Origin of the sequence: Neoakkermansia glycaniphila (assembly GCF_900097105.1) — a bacterium.
Classification (GTDB): Bacteria; Verrucomicrobiota; Verrucomicrobiia; order Verrucomicrobiales; family Akkermansiaceae; genus Akkermansia; species Akkermansia glycaniphila.
The window spans coordinates 1,382,489-1,408,872 of sequence record NZ_LT629973.1 but is presented as its reverse complement, the minus strand read 5'-3'; the positions used below and the strand labels follow the sequence as shown (position 1 = coordinate 1,408,872).

The window sequence follows — 26,384 nt, the reverse complement described above, 5'->3', positions numbered from 1 at the left end:
AGGGAGAAACACCCGGCCGGCAAGCGTCGTGAAAACAAACGACAAACCAAACTCGACAACATATGAACACGAATGAAGAAAACAACGGGCTTGCCGGAGCCGGAAACATGGATGATACACTGAATCCGAAGGGATATATTGCCGTCTTGAAACCGGCGCACGAACAGCCGAAAGAATTCAACGAACCGCACCCGAAAGGCTTCCCATATGATTGGGAAGGTTATACGAAACTGGAAGACGGATCTTCATCTTCCTCCTCCGGCTCGGAATCAGGAAAAGCTGGCGCTGAACCTGTAGATTCCTGCATCCTGCTGGGAGCGGACGACAATGCCAAGCTCTTTGTCGCCAGCGGATATGCCTTTCTGGAGCCGCGTGGAGAACAGGGAGGAGGAAATTATAAAGAAGTAACCTCCACACCATTCCAGATGGTACCGGGGAAGTACTACCCTGCCTCATTATGGTATGAAAACATCCACTACAAGCCTGCGAATCAAAATGTCGCGATCCTGAAAACGCGCCTCAACGGCAACCCGATCACACTTTACAACCTTGTACCCAAAGGCCAGTTGCCTGAAAAAACACTTTGCGCCTGCCCGTGCAGCTGTGAAAACGGCAATGAAGGCGGGCAGCCGGCAGCGGCAGCTCCGGCCGTGGCCACGCTTGCCGCCGCTTCGGCCACATCCTTCGAACCCTCACCTCTGGCCAGCAGCAGCGCGGGCAACCGCACCACGGCCACCTCGGATGAAGACGCCATGATCTGGCGCATCAACTTTGGCGTCCTCCGCGGCCTCATGGGCATCCCCGGCGGACATCTGGAACTCGTCCGCTTCACCGGCGGCAGCGAAAACTGGAGCCCTGCGGCGCTGGACTACCGCCACCCCCTTGAGGACAAACTGGACATCCCGCAGGGAGGCATCGTCGAAAACGGCATGGTCCGCATCCGCGCCGGCAGCGGCCGCCGCTACTACCTCATCACCAAATCCGGCCCCGCGCCCATGGGCATCACCACCCTGCGCGGCGAACGCACCACCCTCCTCACCGCGCAGAAAACACCCACCGTCGACATCGCCTCCGCCGCCTACATGCGCGTCGAGCAGAACGACAAAAGCCGTGCGGACTACAACATCGCCACCGGCCGCCTCGACAGCTACACCACCCCGCTCCAGCAAACCTTCACCGCTGCGGAACTCGCCGCCCACCTCGCCGTCATCCGCGACGCAGCGGGCTACCTGCGCCAGATCCGCAACACATGGGACGGCCTCCTCAACATCGAAAACGTCACCGCCACCGGCTACACCATCGCCCTCTATCTGCCCGGCCAAATCACCGGGCAGGACATCGCCACCGGCCTCTACACCACGGAAGGCGCCCCCTTCAAAACCTACACGATCTCCGGCGACCCGGAAACCGGCCGACTTGCCATCACCGAACAGGCTGCAGACCGCACGCCGCACACCACCGTCTGGTGGCAGCAAAACCGCGTCTGGAACATGATACAGGGCAGCGGCGAAGAAGCCGCCCACACCCTCCGCGAACGCATCGACCATGAAGACGGCACCTGGGCCATCGTCACCCGCATCCGCACCGGAGCGGAAGGGGCGGACGCCTCCTGCACCGCCGAAACATGGCGCAACAGCCCCTACGGCCCGCAGCGCCTCAGCCGCACCGAAGGCCACGGCAGCACGGCCGCCCTCACCACCCGCTACACCTGGAACGGCTCCGGCCGCCTCATCGGCGAAACCGCGCCGGACGGCAGCGCCACCACCTACGGCTACGCTGCCGGGGGCCGCATCCGCTCCGTCGCCACCCCGTGGGCCGGAGGCGGAGAACGCATCGTCTACACCTACTACCGGGACGAACGAGGCAACAGCGACGACATCGCCTACACCCGCACCGCCCTCATCAAAAACAACGAACCCACCCACCTCGACCGCACCGACTACACCTACATCGAAGAAAACCACATCCGCCGCGTCGAAAAACGCAGCACCGCCCTAGGCAGCCCGCACACCCGCCTCGAAACCACCGAAACATGGCTCGGCACCGCGCCGAACGCACTCGACCGCGGCCGCATCCGCATGACCCAGACCATCGACGGCACCCAGACCTGGTACGCCTACGCCGCCACGGCGGAACACGGAGCCCTCTACACCGTCACCGCGGAAACCCGCATCGAAGGCGCCCCCGTCGCCGGGCAAAGCACCCGCAGCATCCGATACATCGATGCGGCAGGCAACACAGTCCGCACCGAACAGCACGCCCTCACCCTCGACGGCCAATGGTGCCTCCTCGACAGCGCGGACTACGCCTTCGACCACATCAACAAATGGACCCGCCGCACCCGCGCCAACGGCCGCACCGCCGAACGCGAAAACATGTGCTGCGGCCTCCTGTGGGAAAAAGACGAAAACGGCATCACCACTTCATACGCCTACGACAGCCTCCGGCGCAACACCGAAACCATCCGCTCGGCTACGGAAACCCCCCCTGAAACCATCGTCTCCCGCAACTACGACGCCCTTGGCCGCACCCTCTCCGTCCGCACCGACATCGGCGCCATGAGCGCCGTCGAAACCACCGCGTATGACGCCTCCGGCCGCCTCGCCTCGCAAACCGACGCCCTCGGCCGCACCACCGCCTACGCCTACAGTGCGGACAGCCTCACCGAAACCGTCACCACCCCTGCGGGAGCCACCCTCATCACCCGCCGCCACCCGGACGGTACCGTCCTCGAAGAAAGCGGCACCGGCCAGCGGCACCTCCTCCACAGCATCGACACCGTCGACGACGGCATCCGCACCGCCACCCGCACCGCGGCAGCCGAAGGCAGCCTCCTGCTCCGCCGCACCGTCGTCAACGGCTTCGGAGACACCATCCGAATCGCCACGCCCAACGCCGTCGGAGGCAGCAACTACGCCAACAGCAGCTACAACGCCAAAGGCCAGCTCATCCGCCAGCAAACCGACGCCCTCGCCCCCCTCCTCTACGAATACGACGCCATGGGCAACCTCATCCGGCAAACCGTCGCCTTGAGCGACGCGCCCACCCCGGCCGACAGCCGCATCAGCGAACAAACCCTCACCTACGAACAGCGGGAAAACGGCACCTTCCAAACCGCCACCCGCACCGTCTACAACGCCGAAGGCCAGCCTGTCACCACCGAAGAAGCCACCCTCGCCTCGTCGCTGGACGCCACGCTGGCAGCCCAAACCGTCAGCACCGACGCCCGCGGCAACGCCACCGTCCGCTGGACCCTCTACGGCGAAGGCCCGGCCCTCGAACACCGCCTCCACACCCCGGAAAGCGACACGGAAGCCGTCACCACCGTCATCGACGGCTACGCCATCCGCGAAACCGACCACCGAGGCGTCACCACCACCCGCAGCCGCAGCTACACCGCGGCAGGCAGCATCGAAACCGTCATCGACGGACGCGGCAACGCCACCCTCATCGAACGCGACATCGCCGGACGCACCGTCAAACAAACCGACGCCGCAGGCCATACCACCCTCACCGCGTACGACCCGGCCACCGGCCAGCCCTCCCTCGTCACCGATGCGCTGGGCCACACCACCCGCTACACCTACGACCACCGCGGCAGAAAAACCGGCGAAAACGGCACCGCCGTCCAGCCCGTCCGCTACACCTACGACGAAAGCGACCGCCTCGCCACCATGGAAACATGGCGCTACCCCGGCAAAAACCTCACCGAAATCGACCCCACCCTCAAGGGAGACATCACCCGGTGGGACTACGCCGCCGACACGGGACTCCTCACCCGCAAAACCTATGCGGACGGCAGCCACACCGACTACGCCTACGACAGCAACAACCGCCTCAGCGTCACCACCCAGAGCCGCGGAACACGCAGCACCTGGACCTACGCTCCCCTCACCGGCGAACCCATCGCCCTCGCCCACAGCGACGGCACCCCGGGTGAAACCTACACCTACAACCACCTCGGCCAGCTCCTCACCGCCAGCGACGCCGCAGGTGCGCGCACCTACGCCTACAACCGGTACGGCGAACTCGAAACCGAACAAACCGAAGGCCTCGTCTCCAGCCTCCTCACCCGCACCCGCGACGGACTCGGCCGCAGCAGCGGCCACACCCTCGCCCATGCGGGCAGCCTCATCCAGCACATCGAAACCGCCTACGACAACAAAGGCCGCATCGGCAGCGCCGGAGACCACGGCAAAACGCCCTACACCTGGGGCTACGCCGCGGCCAGCGGACTCCTCGAAACCCTCCAGTACCCCAACACCCTCAAACGCTGGTACCTCTACGAACCCAAACGCAACCTCGTCGCCACCATCAACTACCAGCGCCCCGGCAGCGCCAACTACCCCGCCAAAACCGACTACGCGTACGACGCCCTCGGCCGCCCCACCGGCAAACAGGACTACTGGAACACCGCCACCCCCGGCCGCACCCACGCCTACGCCTACAACAGCCGCAGCGAACTCGAAGCCGACAACATCCAGCCCGGAGGCAACCGCAGCTACACCTACGACAACATCGGCAACCGCAAAAACACCGTCGACCCCGCCCGCAACCTCCAGTATGCCAGCACCCCGCTCAACCAGTACGGCGCCATCGGCAACTTCACCCCGCAATACGACGCGGACGGCAACCAGACCAAAATCAAAACGGCCACGGGCGAATGGACCGTCACCTACAACGCCAACAACCGCCCGGTCGAATTTGTCCAGGGAACCAAACGCATCGCCTGCATCTACGACCACATGGGCAGGCGCGTGGAAAAAGCCGCATGGAACAATAACACCTTGACCAAACGGCAGCGCTACATCTACAACGGATACGTGCAAATCGCGGAAATCGACGCCACCAACGAAGACGCTCCGCAGGTAGTCAAAACCTACCTCTGGGATCCGTCTGAACCCGTCGCTACGCGCATCCTGCACATGACCGTCTGGAACAACGGAACGGAAGTGGAAAGCCTCTACTACACACACGACCTGCAGAAAAACGTCACGGCCCTCTTCGGGCAGGCGGCAGGTCGCCGGGCGCAGTACGAACACGACCCCTACGGCAACCCCATCAACACCACAGGAGACGCCGCAGGGCTGAACCCCTACCGCTACTCCAGCGAATACCACGACGAAGACCTGGGCCTCATCTACTACAACTACCGCCACTACAACCCCACTGACGGCAGATGGATCAACCGCGACCCCATCGCCGAACAGGGAGGGATCAATCTGTATGGGTTTGTTAATAACATTGTTATACGATATTTAGATGTTCTTGGCAAAAAGGATAAAGACACTACACCTCCAGCTTCTCAAATTCCAACCCATCAAACAAAACCTTTACCGCAGTTACCAAAACATGAACCTAGTGTGGATAAATTTGCTCCTTCTGGAGTTAAGGGCGGTGTCGGAAGCGGCAGTGCATTATTACTTGATGTTTTGAATGCAAAAAATGAAATTGATGCAATTGGAAGAGCTCTTTATTCACAGGCATTAATTTCAAAGTTGAAGGAAGAAGCAGCTCGTCGATGCCGAGAAACACGAGATGCGCAGCAAAAAAAAGGCGGTTGTTGTTATCTTATGGTTGCTGCACAAATGGAACATAGCTGTACAGCTTATAATGTAGCAATTGTGGGTAGGGGTCGTATGATGGGCATCCGATCAGCACATTATTTTTATAGTGATGAAGAATGTAAGAAAAAAAGTATTTCTATTCCTTATTCAATCAGCCAAGCATTTGGCTATTATAATCCAAAAACAGTTGGGGTACAATTATATCCATTAAATATGTCGTATGGTACCAAGTACGGCGGAGAAGCTCCTCCAGAACCTGAGAAAGAGCCTAGTGTACTTGATAATTGGCACCCACCTGTACCTAATCCTAATTGGCAATACGATGTATTTGGACCTGGCGGTTGTTTCTCTTCTGGCATGGGATTCTAATATATCTGCTTCCATTTAATTGAATGGGATTGTCTTAAAATCTCTTTTATAAGACAATCCCATTTTTTAATTCATTAAAATTTATGGGATGAAATTTGAGAATTAAATTAGGCTCAAGAATACTTTAGAGGGGACACTCTAAGATTTGATAAGATGAGATGTACATATTTCCATGTCGATGATTGAACCGATACTCACATTCTTTCAGATGCAAATAAATATGCGATTTTCGAATCCCTCTGAATTTATTCAATCGTGTTTTGGCTACTGACCAAAACCTTCAATTCCATTCACATGAATGTTACCCCTGACGAATTCGTTGGCTCCATGCTCAACTGTTTCATGCTCCGGATATCCTATCTCTTTGAGGACTTGATAGCTTTTGAATCCATATGTATAAACTGTTGAACTCCGTGAGCTCTTCTGTGAAATAATTTTTATGAGAGTTTCGCTTTTAATATTTTCTACGATTCTCGAATAAACCTTGCGATTGTTACGTTCATAGACGCCAAATACGATTGTTTTTCCTAGAGCTTCGCGACCTCGTTTCCCTCGCATTCTGCGGATTCCAAGGTAACATTCATCCAGTTCATAATGCCAGCTCCATAGAAGCATGCTTGCTCGGAAATTTTCGATAATCGTCGTCTCAAAGACAGTAATATCCTATTGATTGTTTCGTGTGTTATGTCTATAATTATCGCAATTTTAGAAGCTTCTATATCCACAATGAACAGTCGAATAATCTCTCTCAATTTCTTCTTAGAAATATGGGAACGGAAAATATATTTGTTGCGCCCCCATAGATAATACATTAAGAGGTTCTATGTTCCGCTAAAGTACTCTTGAGCCTAAATATTTTGTGAACGATTATTAAATCGAAATTCATACACTTGCGAATAGAACAAGAACGTAGATTTTTCACAGCACGAAGATGGGTTTGTTGGTCCAGCGAAAGTTCTCGAAAATTGCTATATTATTTGCGTGAACGGATGTGTGTAAAACTCAGTCATTCTATAATTTCTGTTGATGATACACAAATCCGTGTCGTAGAGTAGGTCATAGCTTCTAGATTGATCGGTATAAAATTGCGAAGCAAAAACGTATTTCCTTGTTAATAAACGAGAGCATTATAATACATACAAGGTAATTTATAATTTTTGTATAGAAGTGTATGTTCTTTGTCAAATATGCAAGAAAAACAATTGTTTTATTGTGAGCTTTGAGACTATTGATACAACGAATGCGTCAAACACTGGAAAAACTTGCATCATATTCGAAATGTTGTACTATCAATAGTAAAAAGGCGGATACTAGTTCAAAATGGAGCTTCAAAAATGTATTTTATAAGAACTTACAACAAATATGTTGCCTTCTGTTTTATTTGCGTTATTTATTCATTAATAAATTGATTTTATATACTTTTGTATACCTATTTAATGTAATAATGGCTGAACAATAGCTTGACGTTACGAAAATTTAAAGCATCATCATTCGACGTTATTTTAATTCCTCTGTCCCGTATCTATGAATTCCAGTTCTCTTTTTCTCGCCGCTGAAGATTCTTCGTCTTCCGCCGTTTTCAATGCGCTGTATGGTTTCTTCAGCAGCCCGTTTTTCATTTTCGTGGCGGGCTTGGTGCTGCTGGGCCTGTTTTTCTGGTACCTTGCTTCGGATAAGGATAAGGTGAAGCGCAATATCGGTACGTTTTTCATTCTGGGCATTTCGACGTTTTCGATTGCTTCGCTGTTGACGAACAGTATCCGTTACGGGATCGATATCAAGGGCGGTACGTCGTTTACGCTGCGTGTGGTGCCGAATATTATCGACGGTATGGAGCAGCCGATCGATATGGACAAGGCCTGTACGGCCATTCAGGAACGTCTGGACGCTTCCGGTACGAATGAAGTGTCCGTGATGGCGCAGGGCAAGGACAAGATTCTGATTCAGGTGCCGGTGACGGAAGACGCCGAGGTGGATGCCTTGCGCGACAATGTGACGCGTATCGCCAAGCTGGAGCTGCTGAAGGTGCATCCGAATAGCGATGTCATTCTGTCGGACGTCGATCCGGAGACGCGCAGGCCCCGTGCCGTGCCGACCGGTTTCCGTGTGATGAAGCACGTATTTGAAGATGATCAGGGCAAAAAGCATGAGAGCGATTTGGTGATCGAACGCCGTTCCAATGCCCAGTCCCAGGAAGTTTACATTACCGGTAAGGATATCGCTTCCGCCAACCCGGATTACCAGAACAAGGGCCATGTGAATGTATCGCTGAGTACATCGGGCGCCTACAAGATGAAGAAGCTGACTTCTTCGATGCAGCTTGGCCGCGATCGGCTCGCGGTGGTGCTTGACGATAAGGTTGTGAGTGCTCCGGTGGTGCAGAATACGCTGTACAAGGAGTTTTCTATTTCCGGTCTGGATGGGAAGGGCGAGGCTGAAAATCTGTCGAAGATTCTTTCGAATCCTTTGACAAACAAGCTTGAAGTGCTGGGCGAGCAGAAGGTGTCCGCCTCGCTGGGTCTTTCTGCTTTGGAGCAGGGTGAAATGTCCGGGATTATCGGTCTGTTGTTTGTGTTCGCCTTCGTTTATGTGTACTACCGTTTTGCCGGTATTGTGGCGATGATGGGTCTGGCGATCAATGCGATCGTGCTGCTGGGCATCATGTCGCTGTTCGGTTTCGTGCTGACTCTGCCGGGTATTGCCGGTATCGTGCTGACGCTGGGTATTGCCGTGGACGCGAACGTGCTGATTTACGAGCGCATGCGCGAGGAGCGGGAGCAGGGCCGTTCGTTCGGTACGGCTCTTCGCAATTCGTTCGAGAAGGCGTTCTCCGCCATTTTCGACTCGAATATTACATCGCTGCTGACGGCTCTGATTCTGTTCTGGCTGGCGAGCGGTTCGATCAAGGGCTTCGCGGTGACGACTTCCGTCGGCGTGCTGACGTCGATGATCGGCGCGTTGATCGTGACTCGCGTGCTGTTCTACTGGGCGGACAGGTTCGGCGTGATGAAGGACGCCAAGTTCCTGAATCTTTTCAAGAATCTGAAGACGGTCGATTTCATGGGCAAGGCTCGCATCGTGACGATTTCGACGATTTCCGTGCTGGTGCTGTGCGCCGGTTATGCCGCGTACAAGGGTGAGGGATGCCTCGGTATCGACTTCACGGGCGGTTCTTCCCTTTCCTACAATATTCCGCTGGGTAAGGAAGATCTGCTGAAGTATCAGGATGTGGATGCCGCCGTGAGTCAGCTCCGCGGCAGCCTGAGCAAGGCCGCCACGGTGCAGGAGTTCACGAATCCGGCGAAGTCCAATACGATTCAGATCCGTTGCGCCAATGAGCAGGATGCGAAGCTGGTGGAGGATTACCTGAAGAAGAATGTGTCGGGCGTGAAGGCATTCTATGCGGAGACGGATGCCCCGAAGGATGCGGATTCTCTTGAACCTCCGAGCCGTGAGACGGTGAGCGCCCTTCTCGGCGAGACGTTCTTCAATACGGCTATCTGGGCTCTTGCTGCCGGTATGTTCGGCATCATGATGTATCTGGCGCTGCGCTATGAATGGTCGTTCGCCATCGGCGCTCTGGTTTCGACGCTGCACGATATCGTGGCGGTGATTCTGCTGGTGATCGTGTTCGGTATGGAGCTGAATATTATCCACATCAGTGCGTTCCTGACAATTGCGGGTTATTCGATCAACGATACGATCATTATTTACGACCGTATCCGCGAACGCCTGCGCGTCGCTCCTGAAGACGAGCCGATCAAGGATATCATGAATGAGGCCATCAACTCGACGTTGTCCCGTACCTTGCTGACGTCCCTTTGTACGTTGGCGGTGATTGCCTGTCTGTTCTTCTTCGGCGGCCCGGCGATGCGCGATTTCTCTGCCACGATGATGATCGGCGTGATCGTGGGTACGTATTCTTCCATCTTCATCGCCTCTCCGGTGGTGCTGGCCTGTTCGAAGAAGCACAATCTCCGCAAGGAAGTGCAGGCAGCCCATGTGGCGACGGTTCCCTCCTCTTCTGCCGACGAATAAGGATCCGGCGGGAGGAAGGGCGAGAGCCTGTTCCGATTTTACCGATTTTCAACCCGTGGCGGCCATGTGCCGCTGCGGGTTTTTGCTTGCAGGGAAGAAGCCGTCGACCGGCCTGCGGCACGCAGGGAGGCGGCTGGGGAGTGGCCGTATTGAGGCCGGGGAAGAAACCGGGTTGCCTGATCGCTGGGGTCAGCGAGGGCTTTTCCGGATGTTCTCGATCATGTGGTCGAGTTGTTTGGATTCCCGGGCTTCGCGGGTGTAGAAGCCGTAGTATTTGTTGTTCCTGCCTTTGACGAGCTGCCAGTGCTCGAAGGGGAGTTTGTGGCCGACGGGATAGATTTCCCGTAATGATTCGACGGAGTGGGGGGCATCCTGCCAGCGTTTGGTGCTGTAGTCGCCGGGGGGCATGATTTGGAGGCGTCCGCACCAGATCCACGGATCGAGGATGACGGCGTGCGGCCATGCGCTGTAGGCGGGGGAGATGTAGACGCAGTTGTGCTCGGAGCCTTCGGCCTGGTCGCGTACGCAGCAGCCGATGCGGAAGTATTGCAGCGGGCGGCGGCGGAGTTCGCGGTACATGTCGTGCTGGTAGTGCCAGCAGAGGCCGCGGTCCTGCATGTTGCCGTTGACGAGGATGTTGTTGAGCCAGCCGGGCAGGGTGGTGTCGTTGAGCCGGGCGATGTCTGCGGAGGCCTTGTAAGCCTGATCGGAGAGCCATTGGGCTTCGGCCTGGGCTGCCGGGAGGCTTGCTTCGGCCGGGGGAAGGAGGCGGAGCAGGGTATCCTTGAGTTCGGTGCGCTCTTTGCGGATGGTCGGGGTGTTTTCGTAGCCGGCCGGCGGAGGGAATCCGCAGGAGCTCAGGAGTCCCAAACAGAGAAGGGCGTAACAGATTTTTCCGGCCGTCATGGTTCGACAGGACGCTAGCAGATCGGCCGCCTTATTGCCAGCGCTTTTTCTGGCAGTCAGTCTCCGGGCTTGTGTTTTTGTTGCGTTTCGTTTAATGTTTTCGGAGTATGCTGACCATCAAAAAACTGACGAAGGCCCATGCCGGGCGCACACTGTTCCAGGAGGCGGAGATGTCGATCAACTGGGGGGAACGCTGCGCGCTGGTCGGTCCGAACGGTGCGGGCAAGTCCACGCTGTTCCGCATGATTCTGGGTGAGGATGCGCCGGACGAGGGTTCGATCATGCTGGACGAGTATGCGGTGGTGGGCTATCTGCCTCAGGAAGCGGGCGACCCCAAGGAGGAGTCCGTGCTGGAGATCGCGATGGGGATTACGCCCGAGATGGAGGAGGCGATTCACGTGATGAAGATGGCGGAGAAGGAGGGGAAGACGGATTCCCCGGCCTACGGCGAGGCAGTGGATACGTTCAATGCGTTGAACGGTTACCAGCTTGAACCGAAGGCGAAGAAGATTTTGAAGGGGCTTGCTTTCCGAGACGAGGATTTTCACCGTCCCGCCCGCGAGATGTCCGGCGGCTGGGTGATGCGTGCGCATCTGGCCCGCCTGCTGGTGGCGGAGCCGGATCTGCTGATGCTGGACGAGCCGACGAACCATCTCGACCTGCTTTCGCTGCTGTGGCTGCAGAGGTATTTGAAGAATTATCCCGGCGCGATTCTGATGATTTCGCACGATCGCGATTTCATGGACGAGCTTGTGGAGACGGTGTTCGATATCGAGGATGAGAAGCTGGTGTCGTACACGGGCAATTATTCTTCGTTCCTCGACCAGCGTGAGGTGCGCTACGAGCAGCAGGTGGCGGCCTACCGCAACCAGCAGAAGGAGATCGCACATATTCAGGAGTTCATCGACCGATTCCGTTCGATCAATTCCAAGGCGGGGCAGGTGCAGAGCCGCGTGAAGCAGCTGGAGAAGATGAATCTGATCCCGAAACCGAAGCAGGGTCGGAAGGTGTTCAAGTTCAATTTCCCGCAGCCGCAGCGCAGCACGCAGAAGGTTATTGAGCTCGAAAAGGTGTCGCAGGCGTACGGCAAGAGGAAGGTGTACGAGAATCTCGACCTTCTCGTGGAGCGCGGCGACAGGATCGTGCTGGTGGGGCCGAACGGTGCGGGCAAGTCGACTCTGTTGAAGATTCTTGCCGGCATCATTCCGATCGACGGCGGAAAGCGGACGCTGGGGTTGACGACGCGCATCGGGTATTTCTCGCAGATGCGTTCGGAGAATCTGACGCCGAATTTCACCGTGCTGGAGGAGATCATGAAGGCCGGCCCGGAGCTGCGCGAGGAGGAAGCCCGCGCGGTGCTGGGTTCTTTCCTGTTCCGCCGCACGGATGTGGAGAAGCGGGTGGAGGTGCTTTCCGGTGGCGAGAAGTCGCGCCTGAGCTTGGTGAAGTTCCTCGTCGATCCGCCGAATCTGCTGCTGATGGACGAGCCGACGACCCACCTCGACCTTCTTTCCGTGGAGGCGCTGAGTCAGGCGCTGAAGCATTACGAGGGTACGTTGGTGTTCATTTCCCACGATGTGCATTTTATCCGTTCGCTGGCGGAGAAGACGCTGCACGTCGCCCACGGCGCGGTGACTCCGTATGCGGGCGGGTATGATTATTATCTGGAAAAATCCGGTATTCTGGATGATGAGAAGGGCGGCATGGATAGCTGACGCTGCATTTTTGTCATGACCAGAGCAATTTTTTTGCAACCTTGACCGGTACCGGGTGTTTGTATGGGCATGAAGGTTTCCAATGATACTGCACGCGATCAAGCGCTGGATGCGCTGCTCGGGAAGGCTCGCAAATATGCGGCGCCCGAGGGTTTTGCGGACAGTGTGATGTCCAGGCTTGGAGACGCTGAGTCTCCCTATTCAAACCGCAGGCTGCGCTCCCGCCGTTGGTGGGTGGCTTCCGCAGCTGCTGCAGTGTTGGCGCTCGGCGCGGCTGTGCAGGTGCTTCTGCCCTCCCTGTCACAGCCGTCGTCCATTGCTGTGAGCGATGTTTCTCTGCCGGATGATTCCGTGCTTCTGGCGGATGCCATGCGCTCCATCGGCGACGAGGAGCTTGTGGATGCCATTTGCACGATTGTGGAGAACAACGGCGCATCCCTCAGTCTAGACGAGTTTGCCGCGATGGAGTGGGACGATTCAGTACTTCAATAAGACGGATAGTAGCAGAAAATGATAAACCCCGGATTGTATGATCCGGGGTTTTTTCGTGAGGAGCTGTACCGAAGGTGGCGGGAGGGCATGCGGAATGTGCCGCCCTGCGGTTCGTCAATAGACGGGAGCCGTGCCTTCCGGGTAGAGGTGGTGGTATTTGATGGCTTCGTTGCCGACGATGAGGGCGGTGCCGTAGATTTGCTCTTCCGTGGCGAGGCGCGTGACCATGGCCAGCGGGAAGAGGATGCCGCTCAGGATGTGTCCGTAGGAATGTACGGTGCCCATGAGGTTGAGCAGGCGGGTGGTGATGTCCGCCGCGTCGAGCGTGGGGAAGATGAGTACGTTGCTGGGCCTGCGGATGGAGCTGGGTTTGACGCGCATGGAGTAGGCCTCGTGGCTGATGGCGGCGTCGATCTGGATTTCGCCTTCGATGGCGATTTCGGAGTTGAGCCCTTCCTGACGGATTTGGGCCTGTGCGAGCGCGACGGCTGCCTGTACGCGGTTGGCGGGGAGGTCGGGCTTGCTGCCGAGGGTGGATGCGCTCAGCATGCTGGTCTGGATGGTGTGGCCGAGCAGGTGGCGGGCGAATTTGGAGGTTTCGACGGCGCTGTGGGCAAGCTGTTCGATCGTGGGTACGGGGGTGAGGATCGAGTCTGCCGTGAAGTAGGTACTCTGTCCGTACCGTTCGGCGAATTCGGGGATGTGCAGGATGTTGATGCCGAAGAGTTGCGGGTGCTGGAAGTCCTGCCTGTACCGCATGGCGGCGCGCACGATGGCGGCGGTGCCGAGGCTGTTGCCGGCGATGACACTGTCTGCCTGTCCGTACAGGGTCATCATGGCGGCGAAGTGGATGTGCTGGACGACGAGGGAGCAGACGTCGATTTCGTCGTTGCCGATGATTTTCTGGATGCGGGTGAGACGTTCGCAGAAGACGGGTACGTCCGGGCTTTTCGCGGGTTCGATGATGCGGACGAAGTTCAGGGGGATGTCGTTCTGCTCGGCGATGCGGCGGATGATGTCGCGCCGGCCGAGGAGGATGGGAGCCGCCGCCATTTCCTGTACGAGCCATGAGGCGACGCGGATGATGCGCGCGTCTTCCCCTCCCGTGAAAACGAGGCGCTTGGGATGTTTGCGCAGGTTTTCCAGAAGAGGCTCGGTAAATGTATTGGTGGAAGGTTCGAGCATGGCGGTCGTGTTCAAATCACCGCCATGCTATCACAGGACGGAGGGGGTATCAATCTCAAAGGGTGAGGCCGGAATGTTTTTTCGGCAGGAGGTTGCGGGTTGTTTCCGGAGTGGGTGTGCAAGGCGTCCGATTTTGCCGTTTTCACCTCTCCCGGCATATCCTGCATGTTGCATTATATGCTTGCATTCAAAAAAAAAGAGGCTATACTCCGCGCGACCCCCGCGTGGGGGTAAATTTATTGTTATCATGGATACTCGTCGCACGTTCACTACAGGTTATGGTAAGCAGGGGGCCTTCTACTCCCTGCCGTCTTTGGCGGATGCAGGTTACGACAGGGTCGGCCGTATGCCCGTTTCCCTCCGTATTGTGCTGGAGTCCCTGTTGCGCGAGTGCGACGGTTTGAAGGTTACGCAGAAGGATGTCGACAATCTGGCGAGCTGGGAAGCCAAGAATCCCGGCAGCTACGAGATTCCCTTCACGGTGGCCCGCATCATTCTGCAGGACCTGACGGGCGTGCCGCTTCTGGTGGATCTCGCTTCCATGCGTTCCGCGATGCAGGATCTGGGGCGCGACGCTTCGGCCATCGAGCCTCTCGTGCCGGTGGATCTGGTGGTGGACCATTCCGTGCAGGTGGACTGGTCGGGCTATCCCGATGCGCTGAAGCAGAATCTCGCCCGCGAGTTCGAGCGCAATACGGAGCGTTACAAGTTCCTCAAGTGGGGCCAGCAGGCGTTCAAGACTTTTTCGGTGGTTCCTCCTTCCGTGGGGATCGTGCATCAGGTGAATCTGGAGTTCCTCGCCCGCGGGGTGATGGAGAAGGACGGCGTTTTCTACCCGGATACGCTGGTGGGTACCGATTCGCATACGACGATGATCAACGGCCTCGGCATCGTGGCCTGGGGCGTGGGCGGCATCGAGGCGGAAGCCGGGATGCTCGGCCAGCCGATTACCTTCCTCGTGCCTGAAGTGGTGGGCGTGCATTTGACCGGCAAGCTGCGCGAAGGCGTGACGGCGACGGATCTCGCCCTGCATGTGACGCAGATGCTCCGCAAGCAGGGAGTCGTCGGCAAGTTCGTGGAGTTCTTCGGCCCCGGAGCTTCGTCGCTGACTCTGCCGGACCGCGCGACGGTGGCGAACATGGCTCCCGAATACGGCGCGACGATGGGCTACTTCCCCATCGACGAGGAATGCGCCCGCTACCTGCGCGCCACGGGCCGCAAGGAGGAGGACGTCGTTTCCTACGAAAATTATTACAAGGCGCAGGGCCTGTGGGGCATGCCGCAGCGCGGCGATATCGACTATTCGGTGGAGCTGGATCTCGATCTTTCATCCGTGGAACCGGCTGTGGCCGGGCCGAAGCGTCCGCAGGATCGCATCGTGCTGTCTTCTCTCAAGGAACGCTTCAACGAGCTGCTGACTCTTCCGGTAGCCGAAGGCGGCTACGGCAAGGCCGAGCCTTCCGCTCCCGTCCGCGTAACCATGCACGGTGAGGCGGGCAATCCCGATTCATCCGCAACGCATGACGTGGAACTGCGCGACGGCAGCGTGCTGATCGCCGCCATTACCTCCTGCACGAATACCTCGAATGCCGGGCTGATGATCGGCGCGGGTATCCTTGCGAAGAAGGCTGTCGCCCTTGGCCTCAAGGTGCCTGCCTACGTCAAGACTTCCATGGCCCCCGGTTCCCGCATTGCCGATACCTACTTCAAGGCGAACGATCTGCAGGATGCGCTTGACGCCATCGGCTTTTCGACCGTCGGCTACGGCTGCACGACCTGCATCGGCAATTCCGGCCCGTTGAACCACGATCTCGAAGAGGCTGTGAAGGCGAACGACCTCGTTTCCTGCTCGGTGCTTTCCGGCAACCGCAACTTCGAGGCCCGCGTGCATGCTTCCGTGAAGGCGAACTTCCTGATGTCCCCGCCGATGGTGATCGCTTTCGCCCTCGCAGGACGCGTGGATATCGATATGGACAAGGAGCCGATCGGCAAGGGCTCCGACGGGCAGGATGTGTACCTGCGCGACATCTGGCCGAGCAGCGAGGAGATCGCCGCCGCCGAAGCCCGTGCCGTGAATGCCGATGCCTTCCGCGAGATCTATAGCCTGACGCCGGACAAGAACCCGCTCTGGGCTGCCGTCGAAGGGCCGCAGGGTGCGACTTTCGCATGGAATGACGCTTCGACGTACATTCACCGCCCGCCGTATTTCGACGGGTTCAACGGTTCCCGCCGCGACATCGAAAATATTGCCGACGCCCGCCCGCTCGGTATCTTCGGCGATTCGGTGACGACCGACCATATTTCCCCCGCCGGAGCCATCCGCGCCACGGGCCCGGGCGGCAAGTTCCTGGCTTCGATGGGCGTCGAGCGCCGCGACTTCAACACCTTCGGCTCCCGCCGCGGCAACGATCTCGTGATGACGCGCGGCACCTTTGCCAACGTGCGCCTGAAGAACCTTCTCGTCGAAGGCACGGAAGGCGGCTACACGCTGTATTTCGGTGGTGAAGCCATTTCCGCTCCCGATGTGGAAATCACCGCCGCTTCCGGCACGCCGACCTTCATTTTCGATGCAGGCATGGCCTACCGCAACGAAGGCGTGAACCAGATTATCATTGCCGGGGAAGACTACGGCATGGGCTCTTCCCGCGACTGGGCCGCCAAGGGTACGAATCTGCTCGGCGTGAAGGCCGTCGTTTCCAAGAGCTTCGAGCGCATCCACCGCTCCAATCTTGTTGGCATGGGCGTGCTGCCGCTGAACTTCGCCGATCCGGCGGATTACGACCGCGTGAAGAATCTCAAGGATGCGACTTTCAGCATTACGGGCCTGCACAACGATATCGAACCGCGCGCCACGGCCACGCTTGTGGTGAAGCCTGCCGGGGAAGCCTCGTTCGAGCTGCCGGTCGTCGTCCGCATCGATACGCCCATCGAGAAGGAATATTACCGCGCCGGGGGCATCCTGCCCTATGTGCTCGGCAAATACTGCTGATTCGCCATGACGAAGGATGAAGCCGTAGCTGTCCTTTGGGAGTACCATCGGCTGCACCAGAATCTGAAACCCGCCGATCTGCTCCTCGTTCTGGGGAGCAACGACGAGCGGGTAGGCGTGTACGCCGCCGGGCTGTACAGGCAGGGGCTGGCTCCCCGCGTCCTGTTTTCCGGCGGAGCAGGCCGTTTTACGGAAGGGCTGCGCGGCACGGAAGCGGAGCGGTTCGCTGCTGCAGCCGAGGCGGCGGGGTTGCCCCGCGAGGCGATTCTTCTCGAAACTCGTTCCACCAACACGGGGGAGAATATCCGCTTTTCGCGCGAAGTTCTGGAGGAAAACGGTTTGCAGCCGCAGAGCATTATCGCCTTGCAGAAGCCTTACATGGAACGCCGCACGCTGGCGACGCTTGAAGCCCAGTGGCCGGGTATGCCTTTTCAGGTGTCCGCGCCGCAGATGACCTTTGACGAGTACCTGACGGATACGCTGAACGAGGAAATCGTCATCTCCGCGATGGTGGGCGACTACCAGCGCATTCTGGAATACCCGCGCCTCGGATTCTCCACGGAGCAACCTTTCTCCGCCCGTGCGGAAGAAGCCTTCCTGACGCTGGTCGGGCTGGGATACACCTCCCAACTGCTCAGATAACGTCCCGGTGCCATGACTCGTGCAACGCCTCCACTCGAACAACAGAACGGCCGCGTGGTCTGGGTCGATTTCTGCCGGGTGCTGACGGCATTTTACGTGATTATCCGGCACAGTGACCGGGCATGGGATAGCCTGTACCTGTTCGACAAGTTCAATTACCACAGCCTCGTTTTCATTTTCTTCTTCCTGTCGGGCTACTTCGCCCGTCCGCAATCCGGTGCGTGGCTCGATTGGAAACGTGCGTGGATGCTGGCCAGGCCGTGGCTGCTCTGGGGCGCCGTCGGCTTGTGCGTGCTGCTTCCGTATTATCATCACGAAGCCTTGGCGCGCGGGGATTTCGGAAGCCTGTCCTTCGCCTCGCTCGCCCGGGGGATGGGCTTGACGGATTGGAACTATTTCGCCGCGTACAATGTGCCTCTCTGGTATCTGAGGACTCTGATCGTTCTGGCTTTGTTCGCGCCCCTGCTGGGCAGGCTCTCTTCCAAATGGCTGGCCATTCTGATCTGCGGTGCGTGCGCCGTCCATAATCTGACCTATTATCCTGATGCGCTGCAGCCGGACTGGATGCCGTTCCGCACGTATGAGAGCGTGCTTGCCGCCGGGGTGTTCGCCCTCGGCATGCTGGTGCGCCGCCATGCTGATATGCGAAGGTTCACCGCGTTTATGGAACAGGCCGCATGGGCTCCGATTCTGGTTTCACTGGCCGTGTTCTACATGGTGTACGAATGGCAGTACGATCCGGCGGCATCCTGTGCGCTGATTGCTTTGGGAGGGTTGAGCGTTATGAGTACGAGCATTCTCGCTGCGCGCCATTTGCCGCGCTTTGCCGCCCGTGTGGCTGCATACGGGCCGGCCGCATTCCTCGTCTTCGTCGTCCATTATATCGTTCAGCAGCCCGTGAAGGAGCAATTGATCGCCTGTTTCGGCGAACCTGTGCCGCAAATCATTACGATCCTGACTCCCATCGCCGCGATGGCATTTTGCCTGCTGCTGTACCGCGGCATTGCCCGTTTCCTGCCGCAGTATCTCGAACTGCTGTGCCTGGTGAAGAAGCGCGCCTGATGGACAACATGCCGTTCATGCAGGACGAAGCATGATCCGCGCAACGATGGAGTGCCTTCAGGCAGCGGATGACTGTTCCGGGCAAACAACAAGGCCAGGCGCATGATCGCACCTGGCCTTGCCGGAAGGTTATGATGGAGAAGGCGCCGAGGCTCTTCTCACGCGTGTCCGGTTTTAGCGGCGATTGCGGTTGTAACCGCCACCATCGCGGCGGCCGTAACCGCCTTCGTTGCGCCTGCCGCCACCGCCGTTGCCGCGGAAACCGCCGCCGCCCGAAGGCTGCTGGGGCTTGGCTTCATTGACGACCAAGGGGCGGCCCTGGCAATCCTGTCCGTTCAAGGCTTCGATAGCGGCGGTCGTCGCTTCGGGAGTGGCCATGGTGACGAATGCAAAGCCTCTGGGCCTTCCGGATTCGCGGTCGGTGGGGATGAAGACTGCAGTGACTTCACCGTGAGCGCCGAAGAGATCGCGAAGATCCTGTTCGGTAGCGTTAAAGGATAAATTTCCGATATAAATTTGTGTGTTCATATTAACAAATCGACGGGTGTACTGGTTTTTCTTTGAAGCGTTCCCCGGGGTCGGGGATTGAACTCGTCAGATTTGAAATAAAACAGACACTGGTGTCGAGAAAAAGACTATGCTCTCAATGCAAAAACTGCAAGCATATTATGCGTAAACCTGCATATTCCCGCCTCCATTTTACCTCCATTTCCGAAAAAATCCGGAATTTGACCGCAAAAGAGCTGTAAAATGACGAATTTGTTCCCGAAACGGGAGAAATTCGACTTTGGCCTATGCGGCTCCTGAAGCCCGGCCATGCCATCGGCAGGCCGGGTGGGAAAGAGGGATGAAAAACGGCAGGTTACTGTTTTTCGGGCATCACTGAGCGGTCGGGCACCCATTCGATGGCTCCTGCGCGGTCTGCCGGTTCCGCTTTGCGTACCGGGATGAAAGAAACTCCCCACGATTGGAAGTCTCCCGTGTAGGGTTGTTCGATGACAAGCGTATTTTCCCCCTTTTGGAGCTGGAACGGCACGGGATCGCGGGCCCACCAGAATTCTTCATTGTCGAAGGGAAGTTCATTGGCGGGCTGGAACCATGTGTGTTTCTCATAGCGGCGCTGTCCTGCGAGCCTGTAGGTTACGGGGTTTTTGAGTTCCTTCCCGTTCAACCAGATGCGCGTGCCGCACTGCGACCATTCTCCGGCCTTCGGCATGCCCGAACATCGGCGGGTGGCGCGGCCGGGGGCATCGAAGCCGACGTAGGCATGCATGGTGCGGTCGGAATCGGAATGGAGAGTAGTGGTCGCCCAGGCTGTGACGCCGGGTTTCTGCTGGCGGAACATGCCTTCGGAGCGTGCCCGCGTGCGGAAGGACAGATTGCCGCCGTCTTCCTGTCTCCGGGCGATGTTCAGCTTGTTCAGATCGCCGTTCAGGATGGCGTTGCGCACATTGTCCGCATCCGCCTTCGGTGCGGGGCCGACAACGGTCCACCGCATGAAGGAATCGCGCCAGTAGGGGAAAGGTATGGCTTTGTCCGCAGATTCGGCGCGTTGGATATCTTCGAGGCGTTTTTCAAAGAGTTCGAATGCCTTGCGGGGTTCCGTCCCTTGTTTCGGCAGATAGCCTGTGTAGCGGGAGGCGTCCTGCTGCGAGCCCTTCCATGCGCGTTCGGCATAGGTGTACATGACGGGATAGACTCCGCTCTGCATGTTGATCTTGCTTTTGTCGTCCACTCGCACATCGGGCCACAGGCACAGGAAGGTGCCGAGGGCTTTGTCGGTGCTCTGCGGGGTACCGCAGTATTGGCGGAAGAAGTTGCAGCGAACGAGGACGGCGGGGTCGGCAGCGTTCAGATAACCCATGGTCGAATCGAAGAAGGCTCCCGGCTGTTTGCCGGGCTTGAATGCGTCTTGCGCGCCTTCGTCGCCCCATACCTGCGCGACGACGCCTTCGGGGACGGGCAGGTCGTTTTTGCCGCCCCACTGGATGGGCCTGCGACCAAGCGATTTGACTTTGCCGCTCATGCGTTTGGCGAATTGGACGGCATTCGGAATATGGATTTCATCGGCACCTATGTGCAGCCATGGGCTGATGTCCGCCGGGATTTCCTGGCAGAATTCTTCGAGCAGCTCTTCCAGAATGTCCTGCCCTTTGTCGCTGGCCATTTTGAAGCCGAAGCAGCGGGTGAAATAATCGCTGTGCCCGGGCATGTCGATTTCCGGAATGATTTGGATGTGCCGTTCCCTGGCATAGCGGAAGAGCTCGCGAATCTCGTCGTAGGAATAGGTTTTGTCTACGTCGCGATCTTTCGTGCGCTTGGAGGGATCGTTCAGAATGGGGTATTTTTTGCATTCGATGCGCCATGCCGGGTAATCCGTCAGGTGCCAGTTGAAGGTGTTGAGCTTGACCTTGGCCATCTGGTCGAGATGGTTCTTGAGATCGTCGATGGTGCGGTAGTTGCGCCCGGCATCATACAGGAAACCGCGGATGGCGTAGGCAGGTTTGTCCACGATGGAGCAGCAGGGAATGCCGCCCGGGTGCGCGGCGAGCTGGCGAAGGGTTTGCATGGCGTAGAAGGCTCCGGCATCCGTCGCCGCCTTGACGGATATTTCGTTTTTTGCCACATCAAGCTGATATCCTTCAGCACCGAGGCGTTCCGCATCGGCTTTGTCGAGAACGATGGATAATGTGCAGGTGCGAGGTTTTGAATGGCCGTTCCGATGGATCAGTTGCTTGAAGACCGTACGGATGCCTTCGGGCAGAATATCGCTCGCTTTTCCTTCCGTCGTTTTGCCGTTAACGGTGAGAACAGCGAGCCATGCCGTGCTTTCATCCATCTGCAAGGTGCCCTCTTTCCATTCCACTTGGGAGGGGAAAGGAAGCAGGGAAACGGGGGCTTTTTCTTCCTGCGCCAGAGGATGGGGGCTGGTCCATTCGGCGGCTATCAACGGCATGCAGGCAAGGAGGGCAAAAGAATGTATGATGGCGTTCAACATTCTGGTAATAATAGGGAAAGGAGACGCCATGTCAAGCTGAAAACGGAAAGCGGATAATTCGCTGGACAAAGCGGCGGCGTTTTTTATGTTGTTCCGGAGGATGGTTGATGCCCGAACCATCCGGATTATCCCCCCTCTGCCATCCATGAAACGCGAATCTTCCCCTTGCCGTTGAAAAGATTTCAGGACGAGAGTGTTGTCGTGCCCGATCCTTGCGTCGGGCGGCGGTGCTGAAGTCCTGCATCCCGGGCGCACGGTCAATATGCCGTGCCCGCGGCCGAACAGCGTGCCGTTATGGTTGCGCCGCCTATTGAAATGGATGGGTTTGGCTGTCATGTGGTCGGTTCTTTCGATGCTGGCGTTGTTTTGTTTCCTCATGTTGTCCGTTTTTGTTATGGATATCAGCGATTCCGGAGGCTGGACCCGCAAGCTGCCGGAAGGCTGGGAGCGCGTGCATGAGGTGCGGACGGTGGATGAGCTGGCGGCAGCCATGCTGCCCTGCAAGGATCTGCGCCACCGGATGCAAATCGTGTACGAGAGAGGGAAAGCGCGGGTTCTGCATACCTGGACGGCGCAGGAATGGGCCGGGACCTGGACGCTGACTTGTACGGAGGATGCGGACGCGCCGGGCGAGGTTCGTTCGCCCCGGATCATGTATGAGGATGTTGCATGGAGTCTCTATGATATGGATATGGCCGCGCTGGAGCAGGGGGATGTTTCCCTGATCCGGCGCATATCCGACAGGGAGTGACCTTCTGCCCGTTTTCCTGCATGCAAAAAGCCGCCCCGCATGGGCGGGACGGCCTGTGATGCTTCGGCTGGATGGGGCTGCTTATTTGACGAGCAGTTTTTCCAGCAGTTCCTGCGAGTTGGCGGCGAGCTGGGAGGGGTCTTCCAGCATGCCGGCGCGGAGCAGGGCGGTGTTGACGATCTGCCCGGCGACGAGTTCCGCGAGAGCGGGATCATCCGTGCGGAGGTCGGCCAGTTTTTTGACGAGGGGGTTGGTGGGGTTCAGTTCGAGCTGCGGGTGGCTTTCGGGTACTTCCTGTCCCATGGCTTTCATGTAGGCGCGTACTTCGGGGCCCATGTCGTCCGAGCCTTGGAGGGCGATGGCGGGGCTGCTGACGACGCGTTTGCCGAGGGTGATTTTCTCGAATTTGCCTTTGTAGAGGGTCTCGAGCCATTCCTGCAGTCCGGTGGATTGGGTTTCGTCCAGCCCGGTTTCCTTGTCGCCTTCGATTTCGGGGAGGTCAAGGTCGGCGCGGTCGACGGCCTTGATGGGTTTGCCGTCGAAGCTGGAGAGGGCGTCGATGACGAACTGGTCGCCGTTGTCGGTGAGGAAGGCGACTTCGTAGCCGCGGGCCTTGAGGGCGTCGAGGTACGGGCTGTTTTCAAGCTGGGCGCGGGAGGGGCCGTTCAGCACGTAGATGGCTTTCTGGTCTTCCTTCATGCGGGAGACGTATTCCTCGAAGCTGGTGAGCTGGCCCGCATCCGTGAAGGTGGATTCGAAGCGGAGCAGTTTGCCGAGGGCTTCCTTGTGTTCCCATGTGGTGACGATGCCTTCCTTGAGGAAGCGCGAGAACTGGGCGTAGAATTCGGCGTATTTTTCCGTGTCGTCCTTGGCGATTTTTTCGAGGTGCTTGAGGAAGCGTTTGGTGATGATGCCGTTGATTTTGCGGATGATGGAGCTGTCCTGAAGCATTTCGCGGGAGATGTTCAGGGGGAGGTCTTCGCTGTCCACTACGCCGCTGAGGAAGCGCAGCCATTCGGGGAGGAGGCCTTCGGGCTTGGCGTCGATGAGGACGCGGCGGCAGTACAGGGAGACGTTCGATTCGCAGCGACCGAATCCGGTGTTTTCCGGGTTGGTTTCCGGGACGAAGAGCAGGGCGTTCAGAGCGATTGGGGCATCGGCGCTGAAGTGCATGTAGCTGAGAGGCTTCGTTTCGGTGTGGGCGATGAACTGGTAGAATTCGTCGTATTCTTCGGGTTTGACATCGCTTTTCGATTTCGCCCAGATGGCCTGGACGGTGTTGAGGTGCTCACCGTCGAAGTCGATGGGGAAGCTGATGAAGTTCGAGTAGCGGGTGAGGATGTGGCGGACGCGGTAGGGCTGGGCGAATTCCTTGTCTTCTTCCTTGAGGTGGATGATGATTTCGGTGCCGCGTTTCGTGTCGGCGGGGGCTTCGGAGAGGGTGTAGCCGTCCTGCCCGTCGCTGACCCATTTGACGGGGGCGGCGTCCGGTTCCCACGAGCGGGTGATGACTTCGACTTCTTTCGCGGCCATGAAGGAGCTGTAGAAGCCGACGCCGAACTGGCCGATGAGGTCGCCCTTGCCGTCGCTTTCCTTGATGGCTTCGAGGAATTTCTTGGTGCCGGAGTGGGCGATGGTGCCGAGGTATTCGACGACTTCATCGCGGGTCATGCCGATGCCGGAGTCCGCGATGGTGAGGGTGTTCTTTTCTTCATCGGTGGTGATGGAGATGCGAAGTTCGCGTTCCGGCTCATAAACGGCGGCTCCGGTGAGCTGCTTGAGGCGGAGTTTTTCGAGGGCGTCCGATGCGTTCGATACGAGTTCGCGGATGAAGAGTTCCCGGTCGCTGTAGAAGGCATGGATGACGATGTCGAGCAGCTGGCGTACTTCTGTCTGGAATGGATGTGTATCTGTTGACATATAGGTGAAAATAGGCTGTTCCCATGATAGCGGATACGGGCTTCCGGGTCAAGGGGCGGAGGCCCCGGAAGCGTGCCATGCGTCCAGCGGAGCGCGTCATGCAGGGTGGGGTGGTGTATTCTGTTTTACATGGGATTTTCTTTGATTATTAGGAATTGATGGGCCACAGATTGCACTGATTATCACAGATTTTTTGATGGAAATTTCAACTTTCTCTTTACGTATTCGTTGAATGAGTGAGGGTAGAAAATGTTTTTTTGCCATTCTTTCCATGTCATTGATTTGACGATTCGATTGATGGCAAGATGTTTATCATAAATATTGTTCTGTGTTAATCTGCGAAATCTGCGGCTTCCCGTCCCATGCTTTTTTCGCATCACGTGATTGAATGGAAAAGCGTGGCCTCTGGCGCGACTTTCGGCTTGATGATGGTGCGGTGCGGTGCTATCGTACCTTTGTATGATGAAGATTCTGGTTGCCATCGATTTTTCGGACGCCACCCCCGAGGTTGCCGAGCAGGCGGGCAAGCTTGCGCGTGCCATGCAGGGTGAGATTCACCTGATCCACGTTGTGGAGCCGCGTATTGCCTACGACGTGGCCGGAATTTTTCCGGAGGACGTCGTGATTCCGAAGGAGGAAGTAGGCAAGAGTATGACGATCAAGGCCCTTTCCGAGATGCGCCTGCGCCAGCTCGCCGAGGAGTTGAAGGATCAATGGGGCGTCGTCGTCCACTCGAAGGTGACGGATGAGTTCGACACGCAGGAAGCGATTGAAACCTATGCGGAGAAGGAAGGCGCGGATATGATTATCGTGGGCAACCACAGCCACAGTTTCCTTTCTTCCGTGTTCCTCGGCAGTGTGGCCGAGGAGGTGATCCGCCATGCGAAGGTTCCCGTACTCGTGGTGCCGGTGAAGGCGTTCGATGCCGATAAGCAAGGAGAAGGCGCATGATGCTGAATCTGCTGTTCATCGGCGATATCGTGGGGGAGCCGGGCCGTACTGCTGCCATGCGTGCGCTGCCGGAGCTGCGGGAGGAGTTCGGCCTCGATTTCATTGTGGTCAACGGGGAGAATGCCGCCGGAGGCCGCGGCATTACGCCGAAGATTGCGCAGGAATTGCTGCGGAGCGGTGTGGATGCGATTACGATGGGCGATCACGTATGGGATCAGCCCGATCTGATTCCGTGGATGGATGGGGAGCCCCGTTTGCTGCGTCCCATCAATTACCAGCAGGGTACGCCGGGCCACGGTTCCGTGCTGCTGGAGACGCCGAAGGGCAAGGTGGGCGTGGTGCAGGTGCAGGGGCGGTCGTTCATTCAGCCGCCGCTGGAGAATCCTTTTGTAGTCGGGGAGCAGGAGGTGCTTCGCCTCCGCGAAGAAGGCGCGCATGCGGTGCTGGTGGATGTGCATGCGGAGACGACGAGCGAGAAGATTTCCCTCGGTTATTTGTTGGACGGCAAGGCGAGCGTGGTGATAGGCACGCATACGCATGTGCAGACTGCGGATGATATGATTTTGCCCGGCGGTACGGCGTATCTGACGGATGCCGGGATGTGCGGGCCTGCCGTGAGCGTGCTGGGGCGCGACAAGGATGCGGTGCTGAAGCGGTTCTGTACGACGCTGCCTTCCAAGTTTCCCGTGGCGGATTGGCCCGTGCGCCTGTGCGGTGCGGTGGCTTCCATCGATATGGAGACGGGCAAGGCCGTCCGTTTCGAGCGCATTCAGCGCATGTATGAAAAGAATGCCTGAGC

15 protein-coding genes and 1 pseudogene are annotated in these 26,384 nt (G+C 57.8%); 10 read left to right on the top strand and 6 right to left on the bottom strand.

From position 1 onward, the window contains the following. The first annotated feature begins 62 nt into the window (after positions 1 to 62). Complete coding sequence (locus PYTT_RS05930; RefSeq protein ID WP_067776056.1) at positions 63 to 5,936, top strand: RHS repeat domain-containing protein; 5,874 nt, start codon at positions 63 to 65, stop codon at positions 5,934 to 5,936. A gap of 124 nt (positions 5,937 to 6,060) precedes the next feature. On the opposite strand, the pseudogene PYTT_RS05925 reads toward PYTT_RS05930, so the two are convergent. Next, positions 6,061 to 6,748, bottom strand: a pseudogene (locus PYTT_RS05925) (IS1595 family transposase). A gap of 712 nt (positions 6,749 to 7,460) precedes the next feature. On the opposite strand from PYTT_RS05925, the gene PYTT_RS05920 reads away from it, so the two are divergent. Then, complete coding sequence (locus PYTT_RS05920; RefSeq protein ID WP_067776059.1) at positions 7,461 to 9,974, top strand: protein translocase subunit SecDF; 2,514 nt, start codon at positions 7,461 to 7,463, stop codon at positions 9,972 to 9,974. A gap of 189 nt (positions 9,975 to 10,163) precedes the next feature. On the opposite strand, the gene PYTT_RS05915 is transcribed toward PYTT_RS05920, so the two are convergent. Continuing rightward, positions 10,164 to 10,880 carry a hypothetical protein gene (locus PYTT_RS05915; RefSeq protein WP_067776062.1) on the bottom strand — a complete coding sequence of 239 codons (717 nt, stop codon included), beginning with the start codon at positions 10,878 to 10,880 and terminating at the stop codon, positions 10,164 to 10,166. Positions 10,881 to 10,987: 107 nt separating this feature from the next. Between PYTT_RS05915 and PYTT_RS05910 the strand changes: the two genes are divergently transcribed. Further along, complete coding sequence (locus PYTT_RS05910; protein WP_067776065.1) at positions 10,988 to 12,595, top strand: ABC-F family ATP-binding cassette domain-containing protein; 1,608 nt, start codon at positions 10,988 to 10,990, stop codon at positions 12,593 to 12,595. Between the two features lie 69 nt (positions 12,596 to 12,664). Next, positions 12,665 to 13,087: a hypothetical protein gene (locus tag PYTT_RS05905; RefSeq protein WP_141675818.1), complete on the top strand. Its 423-nt coding sequence runs from the start codon at positions 12,665 to 12,667 to the stop codon at positions 13,085 to 13,087. Between the two features lie 114 nt (positions 13,088 to 13,201). Here PYTT_RS05905 and PYTT_RS05900 read toward each other — a convergent pair whose 3' ends face one another. Then, on the bottom strand, positions 13,202 to 14,272 hold the full coding sequence (locus PYTT_RS05900) for a phosphate acyltransferase (RefSeq protein WP_156850332.1): 1,071 nt from the start codon (positions 14,270 to 14,272) through the stop codon (positions 13,202 to 13,204). Positions 14,273 to 14,519: 247 nt separating this feature from the next. Between PYTT_RS05900 and acnA the strand changes: the two genes are divergently transcribed. From acnA to PYTT_RS05885, 3 genes are read left to right on the top strand one after another with little or no spacing between them, the layout of a single operon-like run. Continuing rightward, the gene (gene acnA, locus PYTT_RS05895) at positions 14,520 to 17,261 is read left to right on the top strand and encodes an aconitate hydratase AcnA (RefSeq protein WP_067776074.1); all 2,742 of its coding nucleotides are present in this window, start codon (positions 14,520 to 14,522) and stop codon (positions 17,259 to 17,261) included. A gap of 6 nt (positions 17,262 to 17,267) precedes the next feature. Next, entirely contained in the window at positions 17,268 to 17,903 is a 636-nt protein-coding gene (locus PYTT_RS05890) for a YdcF family protein (RefSeq protein WP_067776077.1), read from the top strand. A gap of 12 nt (positions 17,904 to 17,915) precedes the next feature. Then, positions 17,916 to 18,965: an acyltransferase family protein gene (locus PYTT_RS05885; RefSeq protein WP_067776080.1), complete on the top strand. Its 1,050-nt coding sequence runs from the start codon at positions 17,916 to 17,918 to the stop codon at positions 18,963 to 18,965. 174 nt (positions 18,966 to 19,139) lie between these two features. Here PYTT_RS05885 and PYTT_RS05880 read toward each other — a convergent pair whose 3' ends face one another. Next, positions 19,140 to 19,493 carry an RNA recognition motif domain-containing protein gene (locus PYTT_RS05880; protein WP_067776083.1) on the bottom strand — a complete coding sequence of 118 codons (354 nt, stop codon included), beginning with the start codon at positions 19,491 to 19,493 and terminating at the stop codon, positions 19,140 to 19,142. 334 nt (positions 19,494 to 19,827) lie between these two features. Then, complete coding sequence (locus PYTT_RS05875; RefSeq protein WP_067776086.1) at positions 19,828 to 21,963, bottom strand: family 20 glycosylhydrolase; 2,136 nt, start codon at positions 21,961 to 21,963, stop codon at positions 19,828 to 19,830. 334 nt (positions 21,964 to 22,297) lie between these two features. Between PYTT_RS05875 and PYTT_RS13590 the strand changes: the two genes are divergently transcribed. Continuing rightward, on the top strand, positions 22,298 to 22,714 hold the full coding sequence (locus PYTT_RS13590; protein ID WP_176712507.1) for a hypothetical protein: 417 nt from the start codon (positions 22,298 to 22,300) through the stop codon (positions 22,712 to 22,714). Positions 22,715 to 22,795: 81 nt separating this feature from the next. On the opposite strand, the gene htpG is transcribed toward PYTT_RS13590, so the two are convergent. Further along, a complete protein-coding gene (gene htpG, locus PYTT_RS05865; protein ID WP_067776092.1) occupies positions 22,796 to 24,634 on the bottom strand; it encodes a molecular chaperone HtpG in 1,839 nt (612 codons plus the stop codon). Positions 24,635 to 25,093: 459 nt separating this feature from the next. On the opposite strand from htpG, the gene PYTT_RS05860 reads away from it, so the two are divergent. Both PYTT_RS05860 and PYTT_RS05855 read left to right on the top strand, forming a co-directional pair. Further along, positions 25,094 to 25,585, top strand: coding sequence for a universal stress protein (locus PYTT_RS05860; RefSeq protein ID WP_067776095.1), 492 nt, complete (start codon positions 25,094 to 25,096; stop codon positions 25,583 to 25,585). Beyond that, positions 25,582 to 26,382, top strand: a complete 801-nt coding sequence (locus PYTT_RS05855; protein ID WP_245741084.1) for a TIGR00282 family metallophosphoesterase — start codon at positions 25,582 to 25,584, stop codon at positions 26,380 to 26,382. Before PYTT_RS05860 ends, PYTT_RS05855 begins: the two co-directional genes overlap by 4 nt. Positions 26,383 to 26,384 lie beyond the last annotated feature (2 nt).